Source organism: Micromonospora sp. CV4, from assembly GCF_003667455.1.
GTDB lineage: Bacteria > Actinomycetota > Actinomycetes > Mycobacteriales > Micromonosporaceae > Micromonospora.
The window spans coordinates 39,901-62,544 of sequence record NZ_RCVI01000204.1 but is presented as its reverse complement, the minus strand read 5'-3'; the positions used below and the strand labels follow the sequence as shown (position 1 = coordinate 62,544).

Here is a 22,644-nt window from a genome sequence, read left to right as displayed (position 1 = left end):
CGGTACAGCTCCACGGTGCGGTCGGCGTGACCACGGTGCGCGAGGGCGGTGGCGGCCACCATGGCGGCCTCGGTCCGGTCGGCCGGGGCGGCAACGGCCAGTAGCCGGTCCGCCAGCCGCAGGGCGCCGTCGAGGTTGCCGGCGAGGGCGGCGGCGAGCGCCTGCCGGGCGCTGGCCGGCCAGCCGGCCGCCGTGGCGGCGGCGAACAACTCGGCGGCGAAGGCCGGGTCGTCGGCCAGCGCCTCCTCCGCGGCGGCTGCCAACGTCGGGGCGGGGCAGTCACCGAGCACACCCACCGCGAGCAGGGACCGGACCAGCGGCAGCACCGCGCCGCCCCGGGCGAGCTGCAACTCGGTGAGCCGGCGCCAGACGGCGGTACGGTCCGTCGCCGGGCTGAGAGCGGTGACGGCTCGCCGGACGATCGGCGCGAGCCGGCCATCGGCGCCGAGCAGCCCGGCGGCCCTGGTCGTCGCGATCAACTCATCCACCGCCTCCGGCTCCCGACCGAGGAGCGCGCCGAGCATGCTCACCGGCAGCGGCACGCCGGCCGCGACGGCGAGCAGCAGTCGCCGGACATCGGCGGGCAGAACCTCCAGGGCCGGCCCGAACTCCAGCACGACGGGCCGGGGCGGCTCGGCCGGGACGCCGGTGAGGTTCTCCGGCCCGCCCAGGCCGCGGGCCAGCCGCTCGACGTCCCGGGGTACGCCGGCGGTCTGCGCGTGCACGAAGTCGACCAGGTCGGCCCGCCGGCCCAGTTCGGGCACGGTGGCGAGGTAGGCCGCGGTCTGCTCCCGGGTGAACGCGGTGAGCAGCAGGGACCGCCCGTCCCGGCGCAGGGCGTCGACCAGCTCGGTGAGGGCCGCCGACCGGGGCCACGGGCGGTGGGCGACCACCAGCCGGTGCCGGCGGGTGGTCACCAGCCGCAGCAGCGCCCCGAGTCGTGCGTCGTCGAGCAGATGCGCGTCGTCGACCAGCACCAGCGTGTGGGGGTCGACCGGTTCGTCCGGCTCCGGGGCGCCCGCGCGTACGGCGATGCCGGCCCGCTGGTGGACCCGCGCCAGCTCATCGAGCAGCGCGGTCTTGCCGTGGCCGCCCGGCCCGGCCAGGCCGACGGTGAGCGGACCGGTCGGGTCCTGCGCGACCATCTCCAGCAGGGCGGCCGGCCCCTTGCCCAGGACCAGCCTGGACTCGGCGACATCGTTCATGATCATTATGGTCATCCTTCGCGTCCCCGGCTTCGAGCCAGCGCCAGGCGGGACGGCTTCGGCAGTTCCAGTGGGAGGATCCGGACCGGAGGGCGGGGTGGCGGATCGCCCGGGACGATGGTGTCGTGGTGGGGACGGCGCATCGCGGGGATGGCGGCCCGGCCGGCACCGGAGGTCGGCGCCGGTTCGCGTACCGGCTCCGGCCGGCGGGGACGCGGTGACACGACCTGACAGGCGGCCATCGCCGCCCCGGTGGCGGCGGTGAGCTGGGAGTCCGGCTCCACCTCGACGGGGACCGGTAGCGCCGCGGTGATCAGCTCGGTGACGAGCGGGATGCGGGCGGACCCGCCGGCGAGCAGGACGCCGTCGAGCTGCCCCGGCGCCAGGCCGGCGCCGCGCACGGTCCGCAGCAGGAGGTCGACGGTGGCCTGCACCGTCGGGCGGATCATGCCCTCGAACTGTGCCCGGGTCACCGGGACCCGCACCGGGCCGCTCGGCAGGGTCAGCACCACGTCGGCTGCCAGGTCGACGGTCAGCTCCCGCTTGACCCGGTCGCACTCCGGCAGGAGCCCGCGCAGGGCGGCCTGGGCGCCCCGGCGTGCGGTGGCGGCCAACTCCCGGGCCAGCACGGTCCGTACGTGCCCGGCCAGCGCCTCGTCGAAGTCCGTGCCGCCGATCGGGTCGAGGCCCTGCGGAACGCCGAAGCTCTCGTACGTGCCGCGCGAGGTGCGGCGCACCAGGGCCGCCTCGAAACTGTTGCCACCCAGCGCGTAGACGGCGGCCGTGGTGCCCGCGAACCCGCGCGCCGCGTGGCTCTCGGCCACCGTGACCGTGCGCGGCAGCAGCGTCACGTTGCGCAGGCCGAGGTCGAACAGCGCCCGGTGCAGCAGGTCCCGCCGGTACGGGCGCCAGCCCGCCGGGTGGCTGAGCACGACCGCCTCGGCCGGGCCGCCCTCGAAGGCGTACACCCGCTCCACCACCCACGTCGCCAACTCGGCGGTCAGCGTCTGCGGCGCGCACGCTTCGCCGCCGAGCAGCAGGGGCACGTCGTCGCCGATCCGGCGAACGAAGTCCCTGGTGGTGCGGCTGCCGTCGTCGGTCGTGGGCTCGCCGACATGCAGCGAGCCGTCCTCCGACAGGTGCAGCACCGACGGTACGAGGGCCGAGCCGGCGTGCAGGGGGACCGCCTCGGGACGCGTCCAGGTCGTGCCGTGCCGCCGAGCGACGGCGGCGGCGGTGTTGGTGTTTCCGATGTCTATCCCCAGGACGTACGGCATCCGTCTCATCTCTCCCCGTGAGTTGGCCGGCCGGTGGCGATCGCTGCGGCGCTGCCCGGCGACCCACCCCCGGCGAACCCCCGCGGGCTCCTACGTTCGTACCAGAGATCGCTCCCTGGTCGGGACCCTAATCTGGCCGGGACGGTTTCCCCCAGTCCCCCTAACGTACGAGGTAGCGGAGACCCTAATGCAGCGGCACAGGATGCGGGCCGAGCCCCGATGTCCGGGGTCGCTCCCCGCCATAACGTCTCTGTCGACGAACGACGGTCGCTGACGCCACATCCGAGGAGAACCCGGCACATGGACTCGAACCAGACCCTCCACGACTTCGTGCTCGACCTGCTGACGAACCCCGACGCGCGGTCGGCCTTCGACCTCGACCCGGAGGGCGCGCTGAACGCCGCGGGCCTCACCGACATCACGGCCGCCGACGTGCAGGACGTGGTTCCGCTGGTCGTCGACTACGCCCCGGGCCAGGGCCTCGCGCCGCTCGCCCCGGTCGGGCAGCTCGGGTTCGACCCGCTGGTGACCGACGCCACCGACGTGGTCGGTCAGCTCCAGAGCGTGGCGCAGCAGATCAGCATCACCAGTGCTCCCACCGGTCTGGACGTCAAGGCCGGCGTGCTGGGCGCCATCGCGGTCGACCCGGCGACGGTCGCCGCCGGCGTCACCGTGCTGCCGGGGATCGGCGTGGGTGTCGGTCCGAACGGCCTGGACACCGACCTGACCGGTGTGTCCGACGTGGCGCACACCCTCGACGCCGACGTGGTGGAGCCGGTGGACGGCATTGTGGACCCGGTTGTCGGTGACGTCACCGGCACGGTGGGTAGCTCCACGGGCCTGATCGGCGTCACCGACCAGGGCCCGCTCGGCGGCGACCTGCTCGGCGGTGACCTGACCGGTGGTCTGCTCTCGGGCACCGAGGGTCACCTCGGCGGTGTCGTCGATTCCCTCGGTGTCGACGACACCCTGGGCGGGCTGGGCCTGGGTGACGGCGACGGTGTCGTCGGCGGCGTGGTCGCGCCGCTCGACGTGCCGTCCGTGGTCGGCGGCGTGACGCACCAGGTGGACGGGCTCGTGCCCGGCGTCACCGGCACGGTCGGCGACGTGACCGGCGGCCTCACCGACGGCGTGCTGGGCGACTCCCACGACGGCGGGCACGCCGCGTCGGACAACGGGCTGCTGGGCATCACCGGCGGTCTGCTCTGACGGGGATTCCCGGTAGGAACGAGGGGCCGGATCGTCTCGGGCGATCCGGCCCTCTCCGGTTCCACATCCGGTCCCTCTTGATAATTGAGCCGAAATCCGCACACTTGGTGCGGTGATGGCGGGGATCTGGTTGGACGTGCTGGACGAAATCGCCCGCACGTGCAACGCACACGGCCGAGGTGATCTGCTCCAGACGGTGCGGCAGAAGCGTGCGCAACTGCTGGACCCGAAACTCCGCGTCCTGGTCATCGGTGAGCCGAACCAGGGCAAGAGCCAGCTGATAAACGCGATCATCAACGCGCCGGCCTGCCCGGTCGGCGACGGGCGCACCACCATCCTGCCGACCGTGGTGCAGCACGCCGAGGCTCCGTCCGCCGCCGTGGTCCAGGCGCCGCCACCGGCGCCGGGCCGGCCCGCCGGCGGCGCGCCCGCGGCGATCGTCGAGCGGTCCCCGGTGGCGCTCGACCAGGTCGCGGCCGGTGTGGCCGGCGCGGTCGGGCGTCGGCCGGGGGGTGGCCCGGCGTACGTCGAGATCGGGCTGCCCCGCGCCCTGCTCGGCGCCGGACTGGTGCTGGTGGACACTCCCGGCACCGACGAGATCGCCACGCTCGGCGGCAACGCCCCGGTCGCCGCTCCCGCCCGTGCGGACACCGTGCTGCTGGTCTCCGACTCCACACGGGAACTGTCGGTCACCGAGTTGGACATGCTGCTGCACGTCATGCGCTCGCATCCGAACGTGGTCGTGGTGCAGAGCAAGACCGACGTCGTGGCGGACTGGCGTGCGGTCGCCGAGCGCAACCGACAGCACCTGGCCGACGCCGGAGTCCCGGCGCCGGTCATCCCGGTCTCGGCGGCGCTACGGCTGCGCGCGGCCGCGGCCAACGACCGTGGCCTCAACGCCGAGTCCGGCTTTCCCGCCCTGATCGCCCGGTTGCAGCGGGACCTGACCGGCAAGGCCGATCAGCTGGCCCGGGCCTCGGTGCAGGGGGTGGCCCGGACGGTGGTGGAGCAGTTGGCCGCGCCGTTGCGCGCCGAGCTGGCGACCCAGGAGGCCGAGGAGCAGTCCGGGCCGATCTCCCGGCTGCACGCGGCCCAGCGTGAGGTCGACGAGCTGCGCCGCTGCTCCACCCGGTGGCAGAACACCCTCACCGACGAGATGGCCGACCTGCTCTCGGACATCGAGTACGACCTGCGCGACCGGACCCGGCAGATCCTGCGCACCGTGGACGAGGCGTTCGACACGGCCGATCCGTTGGTCGCCTGGGACACCTTCGAGGACTGGCTGCAGCGGAGCCTGGTGGAGGCGGCGGAGGCGAACCACGAGTGGCTGATCCAGCGCTGCGACTGGATCGCCCGCCGGGTGGCCGCCAACTTCGCCCGGTACGGCTACGACGTGTTGCCGCCCTGGTCGATGACGATGCCGGAGGACCTCGGTGGCCGGCTGCCGGAGCTGGAACGGCCGAACATCGACCGGTTCACCACGGGTCAGAAGCTGTTCACCGGCATGAAGGGCTCGTACGGCGGCATGCTGATGTTCGGCCTGGCGACAACGTTGGCAGGGATGCCGATGATCAATCCGGTCTCGGTCGGCATCGGCGCGCTGTTCGGTGGCAAGAGCATCCGCGACGAGAGCAAGCAGTTGCTGCGCCGCCGGCAGGCCACCGTCAAGACCGCGATCCAGCGGCACGTCGACGACTTCTTCGTCCGGATGATCAGGGACTGCCGGGACGCCACCCGGCAGGTGCAGCGGATGCTGCGGGACCACTTCACCGGGCTGACCGAGGAACTCCAGGAGGCCATCGTCCAGTCGTTCCGCAGCGCGAAGCAGGAGGCCGACACCGACGCCGCCCTGCGTGACCAGCGGCAGCGTGAGATCCGGCTGAAGATGACCCGGTTGGCGGCGCTCTACGAGCAGGCTCAGCAACTGAGCGGCACCCGTTCGGCCCCGGTGCTGCTGGAGCCTCGGGCGTGACCGTCGGGCTGCGGTTGGACGAGGCCGCGTGGGGGTTGCTGCACCAGGCCATCGACCTCTACCAGGACAATCCCCGGGCGGTCGGGCAGTTGCGGCACCAGGTGGCCCGGTTGGAGCAACCGCTGCGGATCGCGGTCGCGGGCCCGTGGCGTGCCGGCAAGTCGACGGTGCTGAACGCGCTGATGGGGGAGGAGGTCGCGCCGGTCGAGGGAGCCGACGGCGTCTTCACCTGGTACGAGGACGGCGCCCAGCCACGCGCCACCGCGTACCCGGCCGGCCAGCCTCCGCAGGAGTTGACGGTGGTCAAGTCGGCGACCGGGATGCGGGTGGACCTCGGCTGGGGGGCGGGGGAGGTGCGGGACATCGTGGTGCAGTGGCCGACGCGGGCACTGCGCCAGGTGACCCTGATCGACACGCCGGCGGTCACCGGCGCCGGCGAGCAGGGCCGTGCGCCGGTGATGGACCGGGTGCTGCGCGACGCGGACGCGGTGTTGTACCTGACCCGCGACGGCCGCGACAGCGATCTGCGGGTGCTGGAGTCGGGCCGGGAGAGCGCGGTCGGGCAGGCCGCCCCGGTGAACGTGATCATGGTGCTGTCCCGGGCGGACGAGACCGGTGGTGGCCGGATCGACGGGCTGCTCACCGCCCGCCAGCTGGCCCGGCGCCAGCACCGGGATCCGCGGGTCGGCGCGCTGTGCGTGAACGTGGTGGCGTGCAGCGGGTCGATAGGTCTGGCGGGCCGGATGCTCAGTGAGTCGGATTTCGCCGCGCTCGCGATGCTGGCCCGGGTGTCCCGCGCGGAGTTGGAGGCGCACCTGCTCTCCGCCGACCGCTTCCTCCGTGGCGAGCTGCCGGTACGGCTGGACCCGGAGGTGCGCGCGGCACTGCTGGACCGGTTCGGGCTCTTCGGGATCCGGCTGGCGACCACCCTGGTCCGTAGCGGGTTCGACAGTCGGGTGAAGCTGTCCGCCGAGCTCATCCGGCGTAGCGGGCTCACGGAGCTGCGCGAGTCGATGACCCGCTGCTTCATCGACCGCCGGGACACGCTGAAGGCGCGGTCGGCGTTGGCCGCCGTGGAGGCGCTGGTGCGGGCCGAGCCCGTCCGGGGCGCCGACGAGCTGGTCGGCACGGTCGAGCAGATCCTCGCCGGTGCGCACGAGTTCCGGGAGCTTCGCCTGTTGGTGGCGCTGCGCAACAGCCGGCTCGGCTTCGACGCCGAGCTGGTCGCCGAGGCGCAGCGGCTGATCGGTGGGGACGGCGTCGGGCTGGCCGCCCGGCTCGGCGTCGAGCACGACGCGACCGTGCAGCGGCTCTGGGAGGTCGCCGCCGATGCGCAGTGGCGGTGGCGGGACCGGGCGGAGGACCCGGTGCTGCCACTGGCCCAGCGGCGCGGTGCGCAGGTCGTCGTGCGCAGCTGCGAGGGGATGCTCGCCGAGCTGGCCGCAGGGGGCCGGTGAGATCCACCGGCGTTGCCGGTCTACCGAAACCCTTTCGCAAGCTTTTCAGGAGTCGGGACAGTCGCTCCCGGAAGCAGCTTCTGGGCAGGCCAGGTGCGTTCGTCCGCCCACATTGGACGGTCAAAGGGTCGGCGAGAGTGGTTCAGGTTTTACCCGCCTGACATCTTGCCGAAACCGTTTTCGTGCGCGACGCTAGCGGCGGAACGTGACATCCACCACCCCGGTCGCGGCGGTAACGCATGATGCGCCAGCCGCGCCGGATCCGGCGGGAGGCGGGGGCGCGATGAGGATGCAGCAATCTCGCGACCTGCCGGACGGTCCCCCGTGGACCGGCACATACGGCTGCCCACAGCAACGCTCAGGCGTAGCGGATCCAGCCCTCCTGAACGACACGAACGAACCAGCAACCGGATTGATCCTCGCTCGCGGGACCCGCGCGGCGGCTCCCTCCGAACGATGAACCCCAGGAGAGGAACCATGAGAAGGACCTTGGGCAGGCGCACTGCTCTGCGTTCACTGGCAGGAGTTCTCGTGGCGGCGCTGACCGTGGGCGTGGCCGCGTGCAGCGGCGACGACGGCGGCGGCACGAGTGCGGCCGAAGCCGGCCCCAACGGCGTCGACGACGGCAGCGAGCTCACCCTCTGGACGCGCGCGCCGCTGGAGAAGCAGGCCAAGCTGCTCGTCGACGCGTACAACGCCGGCCATAAGAACCAGGTCAAGCTGACCGTCGTACCGAACGACGACTACGTCGCGAAGGTCGGTGCGGCGGCAGGTTCGGACGGGCTTCCGGACCTCTTCGCCGCGGACATCGTCTACGTGCCGAACTGGGTGAACCAGGGCCTCTTCCAGGATCTCAGCGCCAACATCGACGGCCTCAGCTTCAAGGACTCCATCAACAAGGGCCACCTCGCGGCCGGCACGATGGACGGCAAGAAGCACGTCCTGCCCTTCGTGCTGGACCTGTCGATGATGTTCTGGAACAAGCAGTTGTTCAAGGACGCCGGGCTCGACCCGGAGAAGGCCCCGGCGACGCTCGAGGAGTACGCCACCGCCGCGAAGGCGGTCCAGGCGACCAAGAAGAACGGCGTGTACGGCACGGCCACCGGCCTGAACTGCGGCGGCTGTCTGGTCTTCACCTGGTTCCCGTCGGTCTGGGCCGCCGGGGGTGAGGTGCTGAGCGAGGACGGCACCGAGGCCAAGCTGGCCGACGACACCGCCCAGAAGGTCTACAGCACCTGGAACGACCTGTGGAAGTCCGGCGCCGTGCTGCCGGCCTCGGCGGGTGAGACCGGCCCGACCTGGACCGCCCCGTTCACCGAGGGCAAGGTCGGGGTGATGCTCTACCCGGCGACGCTGCTCTCCTCCACCCCGTTCGACGTCGGTGTGGCCCCGATCCCCGGCCCCGGCGGTGGCGGCTCGACCTTCGTCGGCGGTGACGGCCTCGGCGTGTCGAAGGACTCGAAGAAGGCGGCACAGGCCTGGAACTTCCTCAGCTGGATGATGTCCGAGGAGGCCCAGGTCGAGGTGCTGGCGAAGAACAAGGACGTGGTCTCCCGCGCCGACCTCGCCAACAACAAGTACGCCGCCGAGGACCCGCGCCTGGTCACCATCAACGAGGCGGCCGGTAAGGGCGACACGCCCGTGGCGATGAACTTCCAGCAGGCGTTCAACGCGCCGAACAGCCCCTGGCTGACCCTCATCCGCAACCGGGTGTTGAACGGCAGCGGCGACCTGCAGAAGGACAACGGCGAGATCACCGCCGTGCTCAAGCAGTAGCTGCCCTTCGCGGGCGTGTGCCGACCAGCGGCTCTCCCGGGCCGGCACACGCCTGCGGAGGCATCCGATCCGCACGTGTCAACGACCGCCCGCCGTCGACCGATCGAGAGGTTCCCATGAGAGTCACCGCACCGTCTCGCCCGCCCAGTGCGGCGATGCGGGACCGTGCCCGTCCACGCGGCCGGCAGGCCCTGCTGGGCTGGCTCTACGCGACACCGACCGCGGTGTTCGTGGCGGCGCTGTTCGCCGTGCCGCTGCTGCTCGTCATCAAGATGTCGGTGTCGAGGTGGCCGCTGCTGACCGGCGACCAGGGAATCAACGCTCCGGACAACTTCGTCAAGGCGGTCAACCACCGGTTCTTCACCGACTCGGTGGTGTTCACCGTCAAGTACACCGTGCTCGCGACCGTGCTGCTGCTGGCCCTCGGCCTGGGGTTGGCCCTGCTCGTGCAGGAGTCGAGCCGGTGGAACAACCTGCTCCGCGCGTCGTTCCTGATTCCGAGCGCCCTCGGGCTGGCGTCGGCTTCGCTGCTGTTCTACGTGCTCTACTCGCCGTACGCGAGCCCGCTGGCGTCGGTGATGGACCGTCTGGGCGTCAGCTTCCTCGGTTCACCGACCGCCGCGCTCATCTCGACGACGTTTCTCATCGTGTGGCGCTACGCGGGCTTCTACATGGTGCTCATGCTGGTCGGCCTGCAGGGCATACCGGCGGACGTGTTCGAGGCCGCCCGCGCCGACGGCGCCAGCCGGTGGCAGACCTTCCGGAAGATCACCCTGCCGCTGCTGCGCCCGACCCTCGCACTGACGACCGTGCTCTGCGTGACCGGTTCCCTGCTCGCCTTCGAGCAGTTCTACATCCTCACCAAGGGCGGTCCGGACAACAGCACGATCACCGTCGTCCAGCTCATCTACATGGTGGCGTTCCAGGGGCAGAACGACCTCGGTGTGGCGGCGGCCCTCTCCGTCATCGTGCTGCTGGCCCTGGTCCTCATCAACGCGCTGCAACTGCGCGCCTTCCGGTCCGAGGAGAGCTGACGTCGATGGTCGCCGTATCCCGTTCCCACACCGCTCGCGGCGGTTCCCTGCCACCCGCGGCGCCCGGCCGCCCCGCCGGACCCAGGGGCCTCACCATCGCCGGCATCGCGCTGCGCACGCCGTACTGGGTGTTCTCCGGATCGGTGGGCTTGATCTTCCTGGCGCCGCTGCTCTGGACGGCCGTCGCCTCGGTGGGCCCGCGGGCCGGCACCAACCAGGTCGACGGCTGGGGCTTCGGCAACTACGAGACGCTGGCCAACTATCAGGCCGGCATCTGGCGCTACCTCGCGAACACGGCCTTCGTCGCCCTGCTCGCGGTCGTCCTGACGCTGCTGATCTCCCTCCTCGGTGGTTACGCGTTCGCCCGGTTCCGCTTTCCCGGCAAGAACATCCTGTTCCTGGTCACGCTCGCCATCCTGATGGTCCCGTACGCGACGCTGCTGATCCCGCTCTATGTGCTGCTCAACCAGGTCGGGCTGGAGAACTCGCTCGTCGGCGTGGCCCTCGTGCTCACGATGTTCCAGCTGCCGTTCTCCACCTTCCTGATGCGCATCTCCTTCGAGGCGGTGCCCCGCGAGATGGACGAGGCCGCGATGGTCGACGGGTGCTCGACGTTCAGCGCTCTGTGGCGGGTGCTGCTGCCCGCGGTGAAGCCGGGCCTCATCACCGTCGGGCTGTTCGCGTTCCTCACCGCGTGGAACGACTTCATGGCGCCGCTGATCCTGATCAACGACACCGAGCGCATGACCCTTCCGCTCGCCGTGTCCAACCTGCGGGGCCAGGTCCAGGGCGTCGTCGACTACGGCGCGACCGAAGCGGGCGTCGTCGTTCTCGCCCTGCCGTGCATCGTCCTGTTCCTGCTGCTCCAACGACACTACGTGCGCGGCTTCATGTCCGGCGCGATGAAAGGATGACCATGAGCGGCACCGTACCCACGGCCGCCCCTGTCGTGCCGATCCGTGGCCGTCTCCGGCCGCTCGGGCTGGACCAGGTCCGGATCACGGGGGGATTCTGGGCGCAGCGTCAATCGACCAACGCCGCCGCCACTCTCCCGCACATCGAGCACTGGCTCGAACGCGCCGGCTGGATCGGCAACTTCGACCTCGCCGTGCGGGGCGACCTGTCGCGCGACCGCCGCGGACGCGAGTTCTCCGACTCGGAGATCTACAAGTTCCTCGAGGCGACGGCCTGGGAGATCGGCCGGACCGGCGACGCGGAGCTCGAGTCCAGGTTTCGCGCCATGGTGCGTCGGGTGGCCGCGGCGCAGGAGGCCGACGGCTACCTCAACACCCGGTTCGGTCGCCCGGGGCAGGCGCCCCGGTGGTCCGACCTCGAATGGGGTCATGAGCTCTACTGCATCGGTCACCTCCTCCAGGCCGCGGTCGCCCGCGCCCGAACGCGTCCGGGCGCGGACGACGGGTTGTTCGAGGTCGCCCGCCGTGCCGCCGACAACGTGTGCGAGACCTTCGGACCGGACGGTATCGACGGCCTGTGCGGACACCCGGTGATCGAGACCGCGCTGGTGGAGTTCGCCCGGGTCACCGGCGACGACCGCTACCTGACCCAGGCCGCGCTCTTCGTCGACCGGCGGGGTCACGGCCGGCTCAGCGATGTGGAGTACGGCCGGGAGTACTTCCAGGACGAACAGCCCGTCCGGGAGGCGACGGTCCTGCGGGGGCACGCGGTACGGGCGAACTACCTCGCCTCCGGCGCCGCCGACGTCGCCGTCGAGTTGAAGGACGCCAGCCTGCTGGACGCGGTACGCATTCAGTGGGTCAACGGGGTGGCCCGGCGCACGTACGTCACCGGCGGGCAGGGTTCCCGGCACCAGGACGAGGCGTTCGGCGAGGACTGGGTGCTGCCCCCCGACCGGGCCTACTCCGAGACCTGCGCCGGCGTCGGTTCGGTGATGCTCGCGTGGCGGCTGCTGCTCGCCGACGGCGATCCCCGGTATGCCGACCTCATCGAGCGGACGCTGTTCAACGTGGTGTCGACCTCGCCGGCGGCCGACGGGCGGAGCTTCTTCTACACCAACACGCTGCACCGCCGTGAACTCGGCACGCTTCCCGACGCCGACCGGCCCAGCCTCCGCGCGGCGGCCTCGCTGCGGGCGCCCTGGTTCGAGGTCTCCTGCTGCCCGACGAACGTGGCCCGCACCCTGGCCAGCCTGTCGGCCTACGTCGCGACGTCCGACGACGAGGGCCTCCAGCTTCACCAGTACCTGCCCGGCACCGTCGAGCACCGCCTCGCCGACGGGCGGGACCTGCGCGTGAGCGTCGCGACCGACTACCCCCACGGCGGGCAGGTCCGGGTGCGGATCGAGAGCGACGACGACCGCCCCTGGTCGCTGTCGTTGCGGGTGCCCGGCTGGGCGGCCCAGGGTGCGACGCTGACCGTCGACGGCGACACCCGCCCGGTCGGCCCGGGCCTGGTCACCGAGACCCGGACGTGGCGGCGGGGCGACGAGGTCGTTCTGTCCCTGCCGATGGCGCCCCGGTTCACCCATCCGGACGAGCGCATCGACGCGGTGCGTGGATGCGTCGCGGTGGAGCACGGACCCCTGGTGCTCGCCCTGGAGTCCGTGGACGTCCCCGGCGTCGAGACGGTCGACGAGCTCCGTGTCGACACCAGCCAACCGCCCCGCCTCGTCCAGGACCGCGTCACCGTGCGCTGCTGGCGCGTCCACCCGCGTGACCACGACTGGCCCTACCGGTCCGAGCAGGTCGAGTCGGCGCCGACGGTCGGCGAGACCCTCGACGAGGTGCCGCTAGTGGAGTACCACGACTGGGCCAACCGAGGGCCCTCGACCATGCGCGTCTGGCTCCCGACCGGGCGCTGACCAGAGATCACGGGCCGGGAGGCCCCCTGATGTTAGCGCTAACGCTTCTCCGCGCCGCCCCGTTCAGCCGCACCGACGACAGGGAGGAACGACATGATCCATAGACGAGTGAGGCGGGTGCCCCTCTGGGCCGCCCTGGCCGCGCTGGTGGTGGGAGGGGCGGTCGGCGTACCGTCCCCGGCCCACGCCGACAGCCCGGTCCTGCCGGGCAACGAGGGTGACGTCGGCGTCTACACCAACGGGCAGAACCATGCCATGGAGATCGGCGACCCGACCTACAGCAACGTCGGTGACGTCGCCAACCAGCTCAAGCCCGGTGTGCCGTTCACCGCGGGAAACATGCACCAGTCGATCTTCGAGAAGGATCTGGCCGCCGGCGGCACCGACTACTACCTCGACCGGGTGCTGGGCGTCCCCGGAACGATCGGGTCGGCGGTGCTCATGACCCGGGGCCGCTCCCTCTACATGCGCGGCGCGAGCAACAACAACTTCACCATCATGGGCTTCGCCGGCAGCGCGTACGTCGGCGGCCCCAACAACCTCGGCAACCTGTACACCGTCACGGTGCCCGGGCAGACCGTCACCGAGGTCAACGCCAACCGGTTCAACGCGCCGAGCCACGCGAAGAGCCGGTACACGATCGGCACCACCGGCGTCACCGCCAACCAGACCAAGTTCATCACCGAGGACAACGTCGCCGTCACCGCCCTCGACTTCGACAACCCCGGCGACGCGCCGGCAACCTTCACCGTCCGCGCCGCGTCACCGCTGGCCACCCAGGCCGGGCCGGGCGCGGCGTCGCTGACCGGCACGCGCACCATCACCAGCGGCTCCAACAACGGGCTCGTCGACACCGCGTGGGACTCGATCAAGGTCGACCTCACCGGCGCCGGCTTCAGTCGTACCGGAGCCAACCTGGACCGCGAGATCACCGTGCCGGCCGGCGGCACGGTGTCCCTGTCGGTGGTCGGCACGGTCTCCTCGGCCACCCTGACCAAGACCGTGCAGAGCTACCAGGAGTACGCCGAGATGCCGCCGGCCACGGCCGTGCGCACCGGCATCACCGCGTTCAACCGCCGCTGGGCGCAGGACGTGCCCTACATCGACGTGCCCGATCCCGCGCTGGAGAAGGCCATCGTCTACCGCTGGTGGGGCGAGCGGTACAACACCCTCGACGCCAACGCGCCCGGTCACGTCTACCAGTACCCCACGACGATCGAGGGGGTGAACCTCTACCAGAACGCCGTGGCGCTGACCCAGCCGATGCACCTTCAGGACACCAAGTGGCTGCGCACGCCGTACCTGCCGTACGGCCAGGTCCTCAACATCGGCGAGCTGTCCGGCTCCTCGGCCTTCCTGGACAGCCCGGGGCACACGAGCTGGAACAACCACTACTCGCAGTACCTCGGCACCGCCGGACTCGAGGCCTACAACGTGCACGGCGGCGGCAAGGAAATCGCCCGCAAGTTCGCCCGCTACTTCGAGGGCGACGGCGTCGGCCAGCTCGAGCACTACGACGGCAACGACGACAAGCTCATCGCGTACGACACCAACTACATGCCGGGCAACGACGCCGACGCGATCACCTTCGGCTACCCGAAGGCCAACGCCGGCGCGCCCGGCGCACGCACCATCGAGCGCCCCGAGTCCGCGTACGTGTGGGGCGCGTTCGACGCCGCCCGCCAGCTCTACCAGCTCGCCGGCGCCGACCAGGGCAAGGTCGACGAGATGGCCGGCGGCGCCGACGCCATCCGCGCGGCGATCCTGGACCGGCTGTGGAGCCCCGACATGCGGATGTTCCTCGCCGGCACGTCGCACGGCGCCACGAGCGCGGCCACCGCCAACGGCCGGCCCAACCCGCTGCCCGAGTCGGCCCGTGACCTGATCCCGGCCCGGGAGTCCAACCTCTACGACGTCTACGCCGAGAACCTCATCCCGTTCGACCAGTGGCGGACCTACGTCGACGGCTACCGCTTCCTGACCTACGGCGACAACTTCCCGATCTTCCCGTTCTACACCGCCAACCAGTACGACCGGACGGCCTACGGGATCGGTGGCTCCAACAACTTCTCCAACATCAACTTCACCGTGCAGTACCGCGGTGTCCGCTCGGCGCTGCGCCACTACGACCCGGAGCAGAAGTACATCACCCCGGCGTACGCCAAGCGGCTGCTGGACTGGATGGCCTGGAGCATCTACCCCAACGCGGACCTGCGCGCCCCGAACCAGGCGGAGTACTACTCCAACTGGAACCCCACCACGAAGACCTACAACCGCAACAACCCGAACCACGTGATGCTCGGCAACATGAACTACATCTTCGTCGAGGACATGGCCGGCCTCCAGCCGCGCTCCGACGACAAGATCGAGCTGTCGCCGATCACCTTCGGCTACGAGCACTTCATGGCCAACAACCTGCGCTACCACGGCCAGGACGTCACCATCGTCTGGGACCCCGACGGCAGCGAGTACGGCCTGGGCGCCGGCTACAGCCTGTTCCTCAACGGCGAGAAGAAGGTCAGCACCGACAAGCTCGGCAAGCTCACCTACGACCCGCGTACCAACCAGGTCCAGGCCGAGGACGGCCTGACCGTCACGTTCACCGCGACGACCGGGGCCGACGTCCCGAGCGCCGTCGACACCCCGATCGAGGACACCCGCGTCGTCGATTACCTCAAGACGGCCGGCATCGACCTCACCGAGGACGCGCCGAACCTGGCGGCCGGCGCCGACCTCAGCTCGTCGTACACCCAGCAGGGCGCGCGGCCCGCGCCGTGGCGGCAGTTCCACACGCCCGGCTGGAGCAGCACCTCGATGAACCACACACCCGGCGCCATCAAGGAGACCGAGCGGCCGGTGTCGCTCGCGGCCGTGACCGACGGCGTCACCGCCAACGAGCCCTACTGGGGCAACTACGGCACGACCGACAAGAACGGCTACATCGAGCTGGACCTCGGGTCGGCCAAATCCTTCGACAACGTCAAGCTGTACGCCGTCAGCGACCGCCAGGCCGGTGGCTACCGCGAGCCCGCCCGCTGGTGGGTGCAGGTGCCCGACGGCGACGGCGGCTGGAAGGAGGTGCCCGGCCAGTTCAAGAACCCGACCGTCCCGTCGGCGAAGTTCAACGAGGCGCTGTTCGACACCGTGACGTCGAGCAAGCTGCGCATCGCCTTCACGAACAACCCGACCCACTACACGGCGATCTCCGAGATCCAGGTGTTCAACTCCGGACGGGACGTACCGGAGGTCTCCAACCAGGCTCCCGTGGTCACCGCCGCGCGTGACGGCTCGGCGGACGGCAACCTGTCCACCAGGCTGGCCGGCACGGCGTCCGACGACGGCGTCCCCTACGACAGCGAACTCACCTTCGGCTGGGAGACCGTCTCGGCCCCACCCGGTGCGGGCGTCATCTTCTCCGACTCGAAGGCGCTGACCACCCGGGTGACCGGCACGGTCGAGGGCGACTACGTGTTCCGGCTCTTCGCCAGCGACGGCGAGAAGCGGTCGGAGGCCACCGTGGCGGTGACCCTCGCCAAGCGGGACGTGGTCGCCGAGTTCGGCTCGTCCGCGACGATCAGCACCAGCGGCACCTCGTCGTGGGAGAACCACCAGCGGGTCAAGGAGAGCACCACACCGAACAGCTCGAACCCGGGTGCCGGAAACGGCTGGGGCAACTGGGGCCAGCCACAGAACGGCACCAGCCCGGAGCGGGAGGCGTGGATCCAGTACCGGTGGACCGCGCCGGTGCGGCTGTCGTCGACCGACATCTACTGGTACGACGACAACGGCGGCACCCGCCGGCCCACCGGCACCACGTACGCGATCGAGAGCTCCGCGGACGGCACCACCTGGACGCCGGTCACCCTCACCGGGGACTCGACGTACGCCGGCGGTCTCGCCACCAACGCCTACAACCACTTCGACTTCCAACCCGTCACCACCAGCTACCTGCGCGTCCGCATCTGGGGCCTCATGGGCAGCGGCGCGGGCACCGGTGTGCTGCGCTGGCGCGCCAACGGCGAGACCGTCGACTCGGTGCGCTCACCGGTGCTCATCCGGACCACGGTGGGCGACGTTCCCACCCTGCCGAGCCCGCTCGACGCGGTCTACGCCAGCGGCGCACGTGGCACCGTCGCGTTCAACTGGCAGGAGATCACGCCGGCGATGGTCGCCGAGACCAACGTCGAACCGTTCGTGGTCTACGGCACGAACGACGCGTACGGCCTCATCGCCGAGGCCCGCGTCTACGTGCGGCCCGAGACAGCCCCGGGTGGCATCTCCATCCAGGGCGCCGAGACGTTCGAGCGGACCGTCGACGTGGGCGAGCTTCCCCACCTGCCGGACAAGGTGGAGGTCTCCTACAACGACGGGTCACGGGACAACCAGGCCATCGGCGTCGACTGGGACTTCGACGAGGACATCGTCGACACCCCCGGGCGCTACACCATCATCGGCAACCTGATCCTGCCCGACTACGTCAGCCAAGCCGGCGCCACCCGGACCACGTTGACCCTCACCGTGGGCGACCCGCCGGAAACCCCGACGTGGGACGTCGAGGCGCAGGCGCGCACCCAGTGCATCGGCACCCGGGCGTACGTCTCCGTCAACGCGCGCAACGCCGAGGACGTGCCGCTCACCATCGAGCTGAGCACGCCGTACGGGTCGCGCACGGTGTCCAACGTCGCCCCCGGCGCGTCCGCCTACCAGGCGTTCACCACCCGCGCCTCGGCGGTGCCGGCCGGGGTCGCCACGGTGAAGGCCACCGGCAGCGTGGACGGCCAGCCGGTGACGGTGACGTTCGAGGCGCCGTTCGGCGCGCTCGCCTGCGGCTGACCCTTCGTGGTGGCGGCGCCGCACCGGCGCCGCCACCACCTCCGGACAACAGTGAGGAGATCGACACCGTGAACACCACCGTGGTGCGCGGCGCCGCCCCACCAACCGGCCGGCCGGCGCGTCGGCTCCGCAGGGCGCTCGCCGCGACGGCGGTCGCCGGACTCGTCGCCGCCGGCCTGGTCGGGGTCGCCGCCCCGGCCCACGCCGCCGACTCGTACACCTTCACCAACACCGTCAACCCGATCCTCGGCGACGGCACCTACTACTCCGCCGACCCGGCGCCGGTCGTCGTGCCGGCCGGCGCTCCCGGCAACGACAGCGGCACGGACCAGCTCTACATCTACACCGGGCACGACCAGGCCGGGCCGTCCACCAACGACTTCATCATGAACGAGTGGGGCGCCTTCCGGACCACGGACGTCGAGGCGGGGGAGTGGACCCACTACCCGTCGCTGATGCGCCCGGAACAGGTCTTCGCCTGGGCGACACCCGGGCGCGCGTATGCCGGTCAGGTCGTCCGGGGCGTGGACGGTCGCTACTACTGGTACGTACCGATCAACGAACGGGACAGCCCGGCCTCGGACAAGTTCGCGATCGGCGTGGCCGTCTCGGACAGCCCGACCGGCCCGTGGACCGACCACGCCGGCGGGCCGATCATCTCCCAGCGGGTGCCCACGCCCAACACCATCCACAACATCGACCCGACGATCCTCATCGACGGCACCGCCGGAAACCAGCGGGTCTACCTGTGGTGGGGCTCGTTCAGCCAACTGCGGATGATCGAGCTCCAGCAGGACATGAAGACGCCGGTCACCACCCAGCGCCCGGTCACCGGCCTGACCGGATTCTTCGAGGCGGCCTGGGCCTTCAAGCGCAACGGCACCTACTACATGGCGTACGCCGGGAACAACGCCGGCCCGACCTCGCAGTGCACCCCGGCGAACTACCACGCCTGCATCGCGTACGCGACGGCGTCGTCGCCGGAGGGGCCGTGGACCTACCGGGGCACCATGCTCCGGCCGGTCTCCTCGACGACGAGCCACCCGGGCATCCTGGAGTTCGACGGTCGGTGGTACATGGCGTACCACACCGCCGACGCCGTGGGCGGCGGCCACTTCCGCCGTTCCGTGGCGATCGACCCCGTCGAGTGGGACGACACGCAGAGCCCGCCGCGGCTGAAACTCGTGACGCCGACGCCGGTCAGGGGACCCGACCGCACCCCGCGGGCGAACATCGCCCAGGCGGCGACCGTCACCGTCTCCAACCAGCCGGTGCCCACCCAGTACTGGGTGAAGGCGCTCAACGACGAGATCGTCCGGTCCAACCCGCTGCCGCCGGACATGTGGGGGACCTGGACGGGCAACAACCCGCCCCAGCAGTGGGTGCAGTACACGTGGGACCAGCCGATGCGGATCTCCGGGTCGCAGATCGACTTCTGGAACGACCAGCCGCAGGGCACCGGCGCGGGCGTCGCGGCGCCCGCCCGCTGGCGCATCCAGTACTGGAACCTCGACAGCGGTCAGTGGGCCGACGTGCCGAACCCCAGCGGCTTTCCGACCGGCACGCAGGGCTTCCAGAACACCTCGTTCGACCCGGTGACCACCACCCAGGTGCGCGCCGTGTTCGACGCGTCGACCAACGGCAGCACCTACTCGGGCGTGGCGGTCGAGGAGTGGAAGGTCCTCGCCGCTCAGCCCGAGTCCGTCACCCCGCCGGCGATGACGGTGGAGGTGGGGGAGACCGACCTGCCCGACGGTCTGCCGGTGTCGTTCGGCGCCCAGACGCTGCGGGTGCCGGTCTACTGGGACCCGGTGACGCCGCAGGACGTCGCGACGCCCGGGACGTTCACGGTCGGGGGAAGCGTGCTCGGCTACGCCGCCGGTCGTGTCTCCGCGCAGGTCCGGGTCATCTCACCGGAGGACACCGAGGGCGACGAGACCGCGCCGACGCTGACGCTCACGCCCAGCGGCAGCGCCGGCACCGCCGGCTGGTTCCGGTCCGCGGTGCGCGTGCGCATCGCCGGCGTCGACGATCGGGGCGGCCGGATGACCATCCGGTCGCGGGTGGACGACGCCGAGCCGGTCGTCGCGAGCGCCGTACGGTCCCTGGACGCCACCGTCTCCGGCGACGGCCAGCACACCGTCACGGCGACCGCGACCGACCGCGCGGGCAACACCTCGGAGCCCGCGAGCCTGGCCGTCCGCATCGACGCCACGGCACCGGCCAGCACGGCCACCGTGGACAGCGCCACCCGGGCGGTCACGGTGACCGCGAGCGACGCCACCTCCGGGGTCACCCGCATCGAGTACGCCATCGACGCCGGAGCGTGGACCGCCTACAGCGGCGCCGTCGCGGCGCCCGACCCGAACCGGCACACCGTGTCGTTCCGTGCCCTCGACGCGGCCGGGAACCTGGAGACCGCGAAGACGGTCACCATCCCGGCGGACCTGTCGGGGCCACTGACCGGCAACATCGGGCCCATCGCGACCCCGACCGCCTCCTACACGGCGGGGTGGAACAGCGTCGCCGCCCTCAACGACGGCGCCGACCCGGCGAACCCGAGCCAGGCGCAGGTCTGGGGCACCTGGTCCGGCAACCGTCCAGCCACCCAGTGGGTCCAGTACGACTGGACGCGACCGGTGCGCGTCACCGGTACGGAGTTGAAGTTCTGGCGGGACTCCAACCGCGGCACCGGCGACGGTGTCGCCGAACCCGACGGGTGGGTGCTGCAGTACTGGGACGAGGCGACCTCGGCCTGGCGCGACGTGACCGGCGCGTCCGCCTACGGCACGAGCACCACCGCGTTCAACACGGTGACGTTCGATCCGGTCACCACGCCCCGGGTGCGGGCCACGATCCGGGCCAACGGGAACGGCACCACGTACTCCGCGGTCGCGATCACGGAGTGGCGGGTCGTCGCCGACGACCCGGGCGTCCAACCCGTCGTGCCGGTCACGGTCAGCGCGCAGGCGCGGTGCGTCGGCGGTCGGGCGTACATCGCCGTGCAGGCGCGCAACGAGCACGACGCGCCGGTGGACATCGTCCTAAAGACGGCCTACGGCCAGCGCTCCGTGGCCGACGTGGCACCCGGTGCGAACGCCTACCAGTCGTTCGCCACCCGGACGGCCTCGGCGCCGGCCGGCTCGGCGACCGTCCGGGCCACCGGGCCCATCAACGGTGTGGACGTGACGACCGTCCGCACCGCAGACCACGCCGGCGCCGACTGTGCCGGCGATCCCCGTCAGGCCCCGTAACCACTAGTGACGATGGAGCGGCAGATGAACGCAGGAAAACGTAGGCGGTTGCTCGCGGCCGGCGCCGCGGGCGCGATGCTGGCCGGGACGGTGGCGCTGCAGGCCCCGGTCCAGGCCGATCCCGGCGACAGCACCGACGTGCGGGTGACGGTCGACATCGAGGAGATCGTCGAACCCGGCGTGCTCGCCATGTCGATCGCCGGCAACTCGGTCGCGCTGTCCGAGGACGGCTCGACCCTGCTGGTCCGCCAGTTCGTCGGCAGCCTGCCGACGGTGACGGTCACCGACACCCGCACGGCCGAGGAGGTGCCCGACGACGCCGCCTGGGCCGTGCTGGGTAGCGCCACCGACTTCGTCGGCGGCGCCGGCCAGGCGCCGATCAGCGCCGGCCACCTCGGCTGGAAGCCGCGCCTGCTCGACGGCGGTGACACCGGCCTGGTCACCGAAGGCGAAGAGGTGGTGACCGTGCTGGACGAGCCGACCCAGCCCGGCAACAACGTGGGCCTGGTCGACCAGGAGCTGCTGGTGTCGACGTTCGACTCCGAGGCGGTCACCGGCGACGCGTACTCCGTCGACGCCGACCTGTACCTGCGCACCCCGGCGGATGTCGCCGCCGGCTCGTACACCTCGACGTTGACCCTCTCCCTGTTCGAGTGACGCCCGGGTGGGGGCCGCGTCGCCGTGGCCCCCACACCCACATCCCTCCGTCGAAGGACCCCGCGATGATCCGGACCTCGCCGCGGACGCCGCTGCGACTGCTCGCCGTGCTGGCCGCAGTGTTCGTCACCGTGCCGATCGCACCCGCCACCGCGATGGCGGAACCAACCAGCCCGACGCTGACCTGGGCGGTCCAGCCGGCCAACCAGCAGGGCCCGGACGGCCGCCGGTGGGTCGAACGGACCCTCGACCCGGGCCAGGTGGTGACCGAGCACCTGGCCGTGCGGAACCTCAGCGACGGCGCGGTGGTGTTCGCGCTCAAGGCGGCCGATGGCTACCTCACCGACAAGGGGCGGTTCAACATGCTCCCGTCCAACCGCGAGTCGGTGGACGGTGGCACCTGGATCCGGGTGCAGGAGACGGTCAGCGTCGGACCCAAGCAGACGAAGGTGGTGCCGTTCACCATCACCGTGCCCCGCGACGCCACGCCGGGGGACCACCCGGCCGGCATCGCGGCGGCGGTCACGAGCGCGGGCGGCACGGTCGCCGTCGAGAGCCGGGTCGGGTTCCGGGTCATGCTGCGAGCCAGCGGCACGGTCACCGCGTCCCTGGCGATCAGCGGCCTCACCGCCCGGTACGAGCGCTCCTGGAACCCCTTCTCGGCCGGCACCGTCCACCTCCGCTACACCACGACGAACGACGGCAACGTCGCGGTGACCGGCGACGGCCGGACGACCGCCGCCGGTCCGCTCGGTCTGACCACACGGCGGACCACGACGAACGTCGAGGAGACACTGCCCGGCGGTAGCCGCGAGGTCGAGGCCCGCCTCGACGGCGTCTGGGCGGTGGGACGACTCCAGACGCGCGTCGACCTCACACCGGCCGTCCTCGGCGGTGACGGGGCCGGCGCCGAGATCAGGCCCGCCACCGCCACCGTCACGATCTGGACGCTGCCGTGGCCGCAACTGGCCCTCGCTGCCGCCGTCGCGGCCCTCGCCCTCGCAATCCGGAGCACCCGTCGCCGACGCCGGCGGCGACTCGCGCAGTTGCTCGCCGACGCCCGGGACGAGGGCCGGGCGGAAGCCCGGACATCGGCCCTGGCCGGCAACGCGCCAACGGCTCCCTGACCCC

Annotated in this window: 12 protein-coding genes and 1 pseudogene; 11 read left to right on the top strand and 2 right to left on the bottom strand. The window is 71.4% G+C overall.

Going from position 1 to position 22,644, the window contains the following annotated elements; genetic code table 11:
• Window positions 1-1,211, bottom strand: a pseudogene (locus EAD98_RS07690) (hypothetical protein); the annotation flags it as partial.
• A gap of 5 nt (window positions 1,212-1,216) precedes the next feature.
• A complete protein-coding gene (locus tag EAD98_RS07685) occupies window positions 1,217-2,482 on the bottom strand; it encodes an Hsp70 family protein (RefSeq protein WP_158609777.1) in 1,266 nt (421 codons plus the stop codon).
• A 300-nt stretch (window positions 2,483-2,782) separates the two neighbouring features.
• Here EAD98_RS07685 and EAD98_RS07680 point away from each other — a divergent pair, with 300 nt between their 5' ends.
• From EAD98_RS07680 to EAD98_RS07630, 11 genes are all read left to right on the top strand, one after another.
• Entirely contained in the window at window positions 2,783-3,691 is a 909-nt protein-coding gene (locus EAD98_RS07680) for an IniB N-terminal domain-containing protein (RefSeq protein WP_121653350.1), read from the top strand.
• Window positions 3,692-3,806: 115 nt separating this feature from the next.
• The gene (locus EAD98_RS07675; protein WP_121653349.1) at window positions 3,807-5,663 is read left to right on the top strand and encodes a dynamin family protein; all 1,857 of its coding nucleotides are present in this window, start codon (window positions 3,807-3,809) and stop codon (window positions 5,661-5,663) included.
• Window positions 5,660-7,120 (top strand): GTP-binding protein, encoded by a 1,461-nt coding sequence (locus tag EAD98_RS07670; protein WP_199723332.1) that lies wholly within the window; start codon window positions 5,660-5,662, stop codon window positions 7,118-7,120. The genes EAD98_RS07675 and EAD98_RS07670 overlap by 4 nt, the downstream gene beginning before the upstream one ends.
• 531 nt (window positions 7,121-7,651) lie before the next feature.
• On the top strand, window positions 7,652-8,896 hold the full coding sequence (locus EAD98_RS07665) for an ABC transporter substrate-binding protein (RefSeq protein WP_233579007.1): 1,245 nt from the start codon (window positions 7,652-7,654) through the stop codon (window positions 8,894-8,896).
• A 155-nt stretch (window positions 8,897-9,051) separates the two neighbouring features.
• Complete coding sequence (locus EAD98_RS07660) at window positions 9,052-9,930, top strand: carbohydrate ABC transporter permease (RefSeq protein WP_233579001.1); 879 nt, start codon at window positions 9,052-9,054, stop codon at window positions 9,928-9,930.
• Window positions 9,931-9,935: 5 nt separating this feature from the next.
• Window positions 9,936-10,844 (top strand): carbohydrate ABC transporter permease, encoded by a 909-nt coding sequence (locus EAD98_RS07655; RefSeq protein WP_233583753.1) that lies wholly within the window; start codon window positions 9,936-9,938, stop codon window positions 10,842-10,844.
• Window positions 10,845-10,846: 2 nt separating this feature from the next.
• Window positions 10,847-12,769, top strand: a complete 1,923-nt coding sequence (locus EAD98_RS07650; RefSeq protein ID WP_121653346.1) for a glycoside hydrolase family 127 protein — start codon at window positions 10,847-10,849, stop codon at window positions 12,767-12,769.
• A gap of 93 nt (window positions 12,770-12,862) precedes the next feature.
• Window positions 12,863-17,602 (top strand): discoidin domain-containing protein, encoded by a 4,740-nt coding sequence (locus EAD98_RS07645; protein WP_233583752.1) that lies wholly within the window; start codon window positions 12,863-12,865, stop codon window positions 17,600-17,602.
• Between the two features lie 59 nt (window positions 17,603-17,661).
• Window positions 17,662-20,856: a family 43 glycosylhydrolase gene (locus EAD98_RS07640; RefSeq protein ID WP_121653358.1), complete on the top strand. Its 3,195-nt coding sequence runs from the start codon at window positions 17,662-17,664 to the stop codon at window positions 20,854-20,856.
• Between the two features lie 24 nt (window positions 20,857-20,880).
• Complete coding sequence (locus EAD98_RS07635; RefSeq protein ID WP_121653357.1) at window positions 20,881-21,513, top strand: hypothetical protein; 633 nt, start codon at window positions 20,881-20,883, stop codon at window positions 21,511-21,513.
• A 65-nt stretch (window positions 21,514-21,578) separates the two neighbouring features.
• On the top strand, window positions 21,579-22,640 hold the full coding sequence (locus EAD98_RS07630; protein WP_121653345.1) for a hypothetical protein: 1,062 nt from the start codon (window positions 21,579-21,581) through the stop codon (window positions 22,638-22,640).
• The last annotated feature ends 4 nt before the right edge of the window (window positions 22,641-22,644 follow it).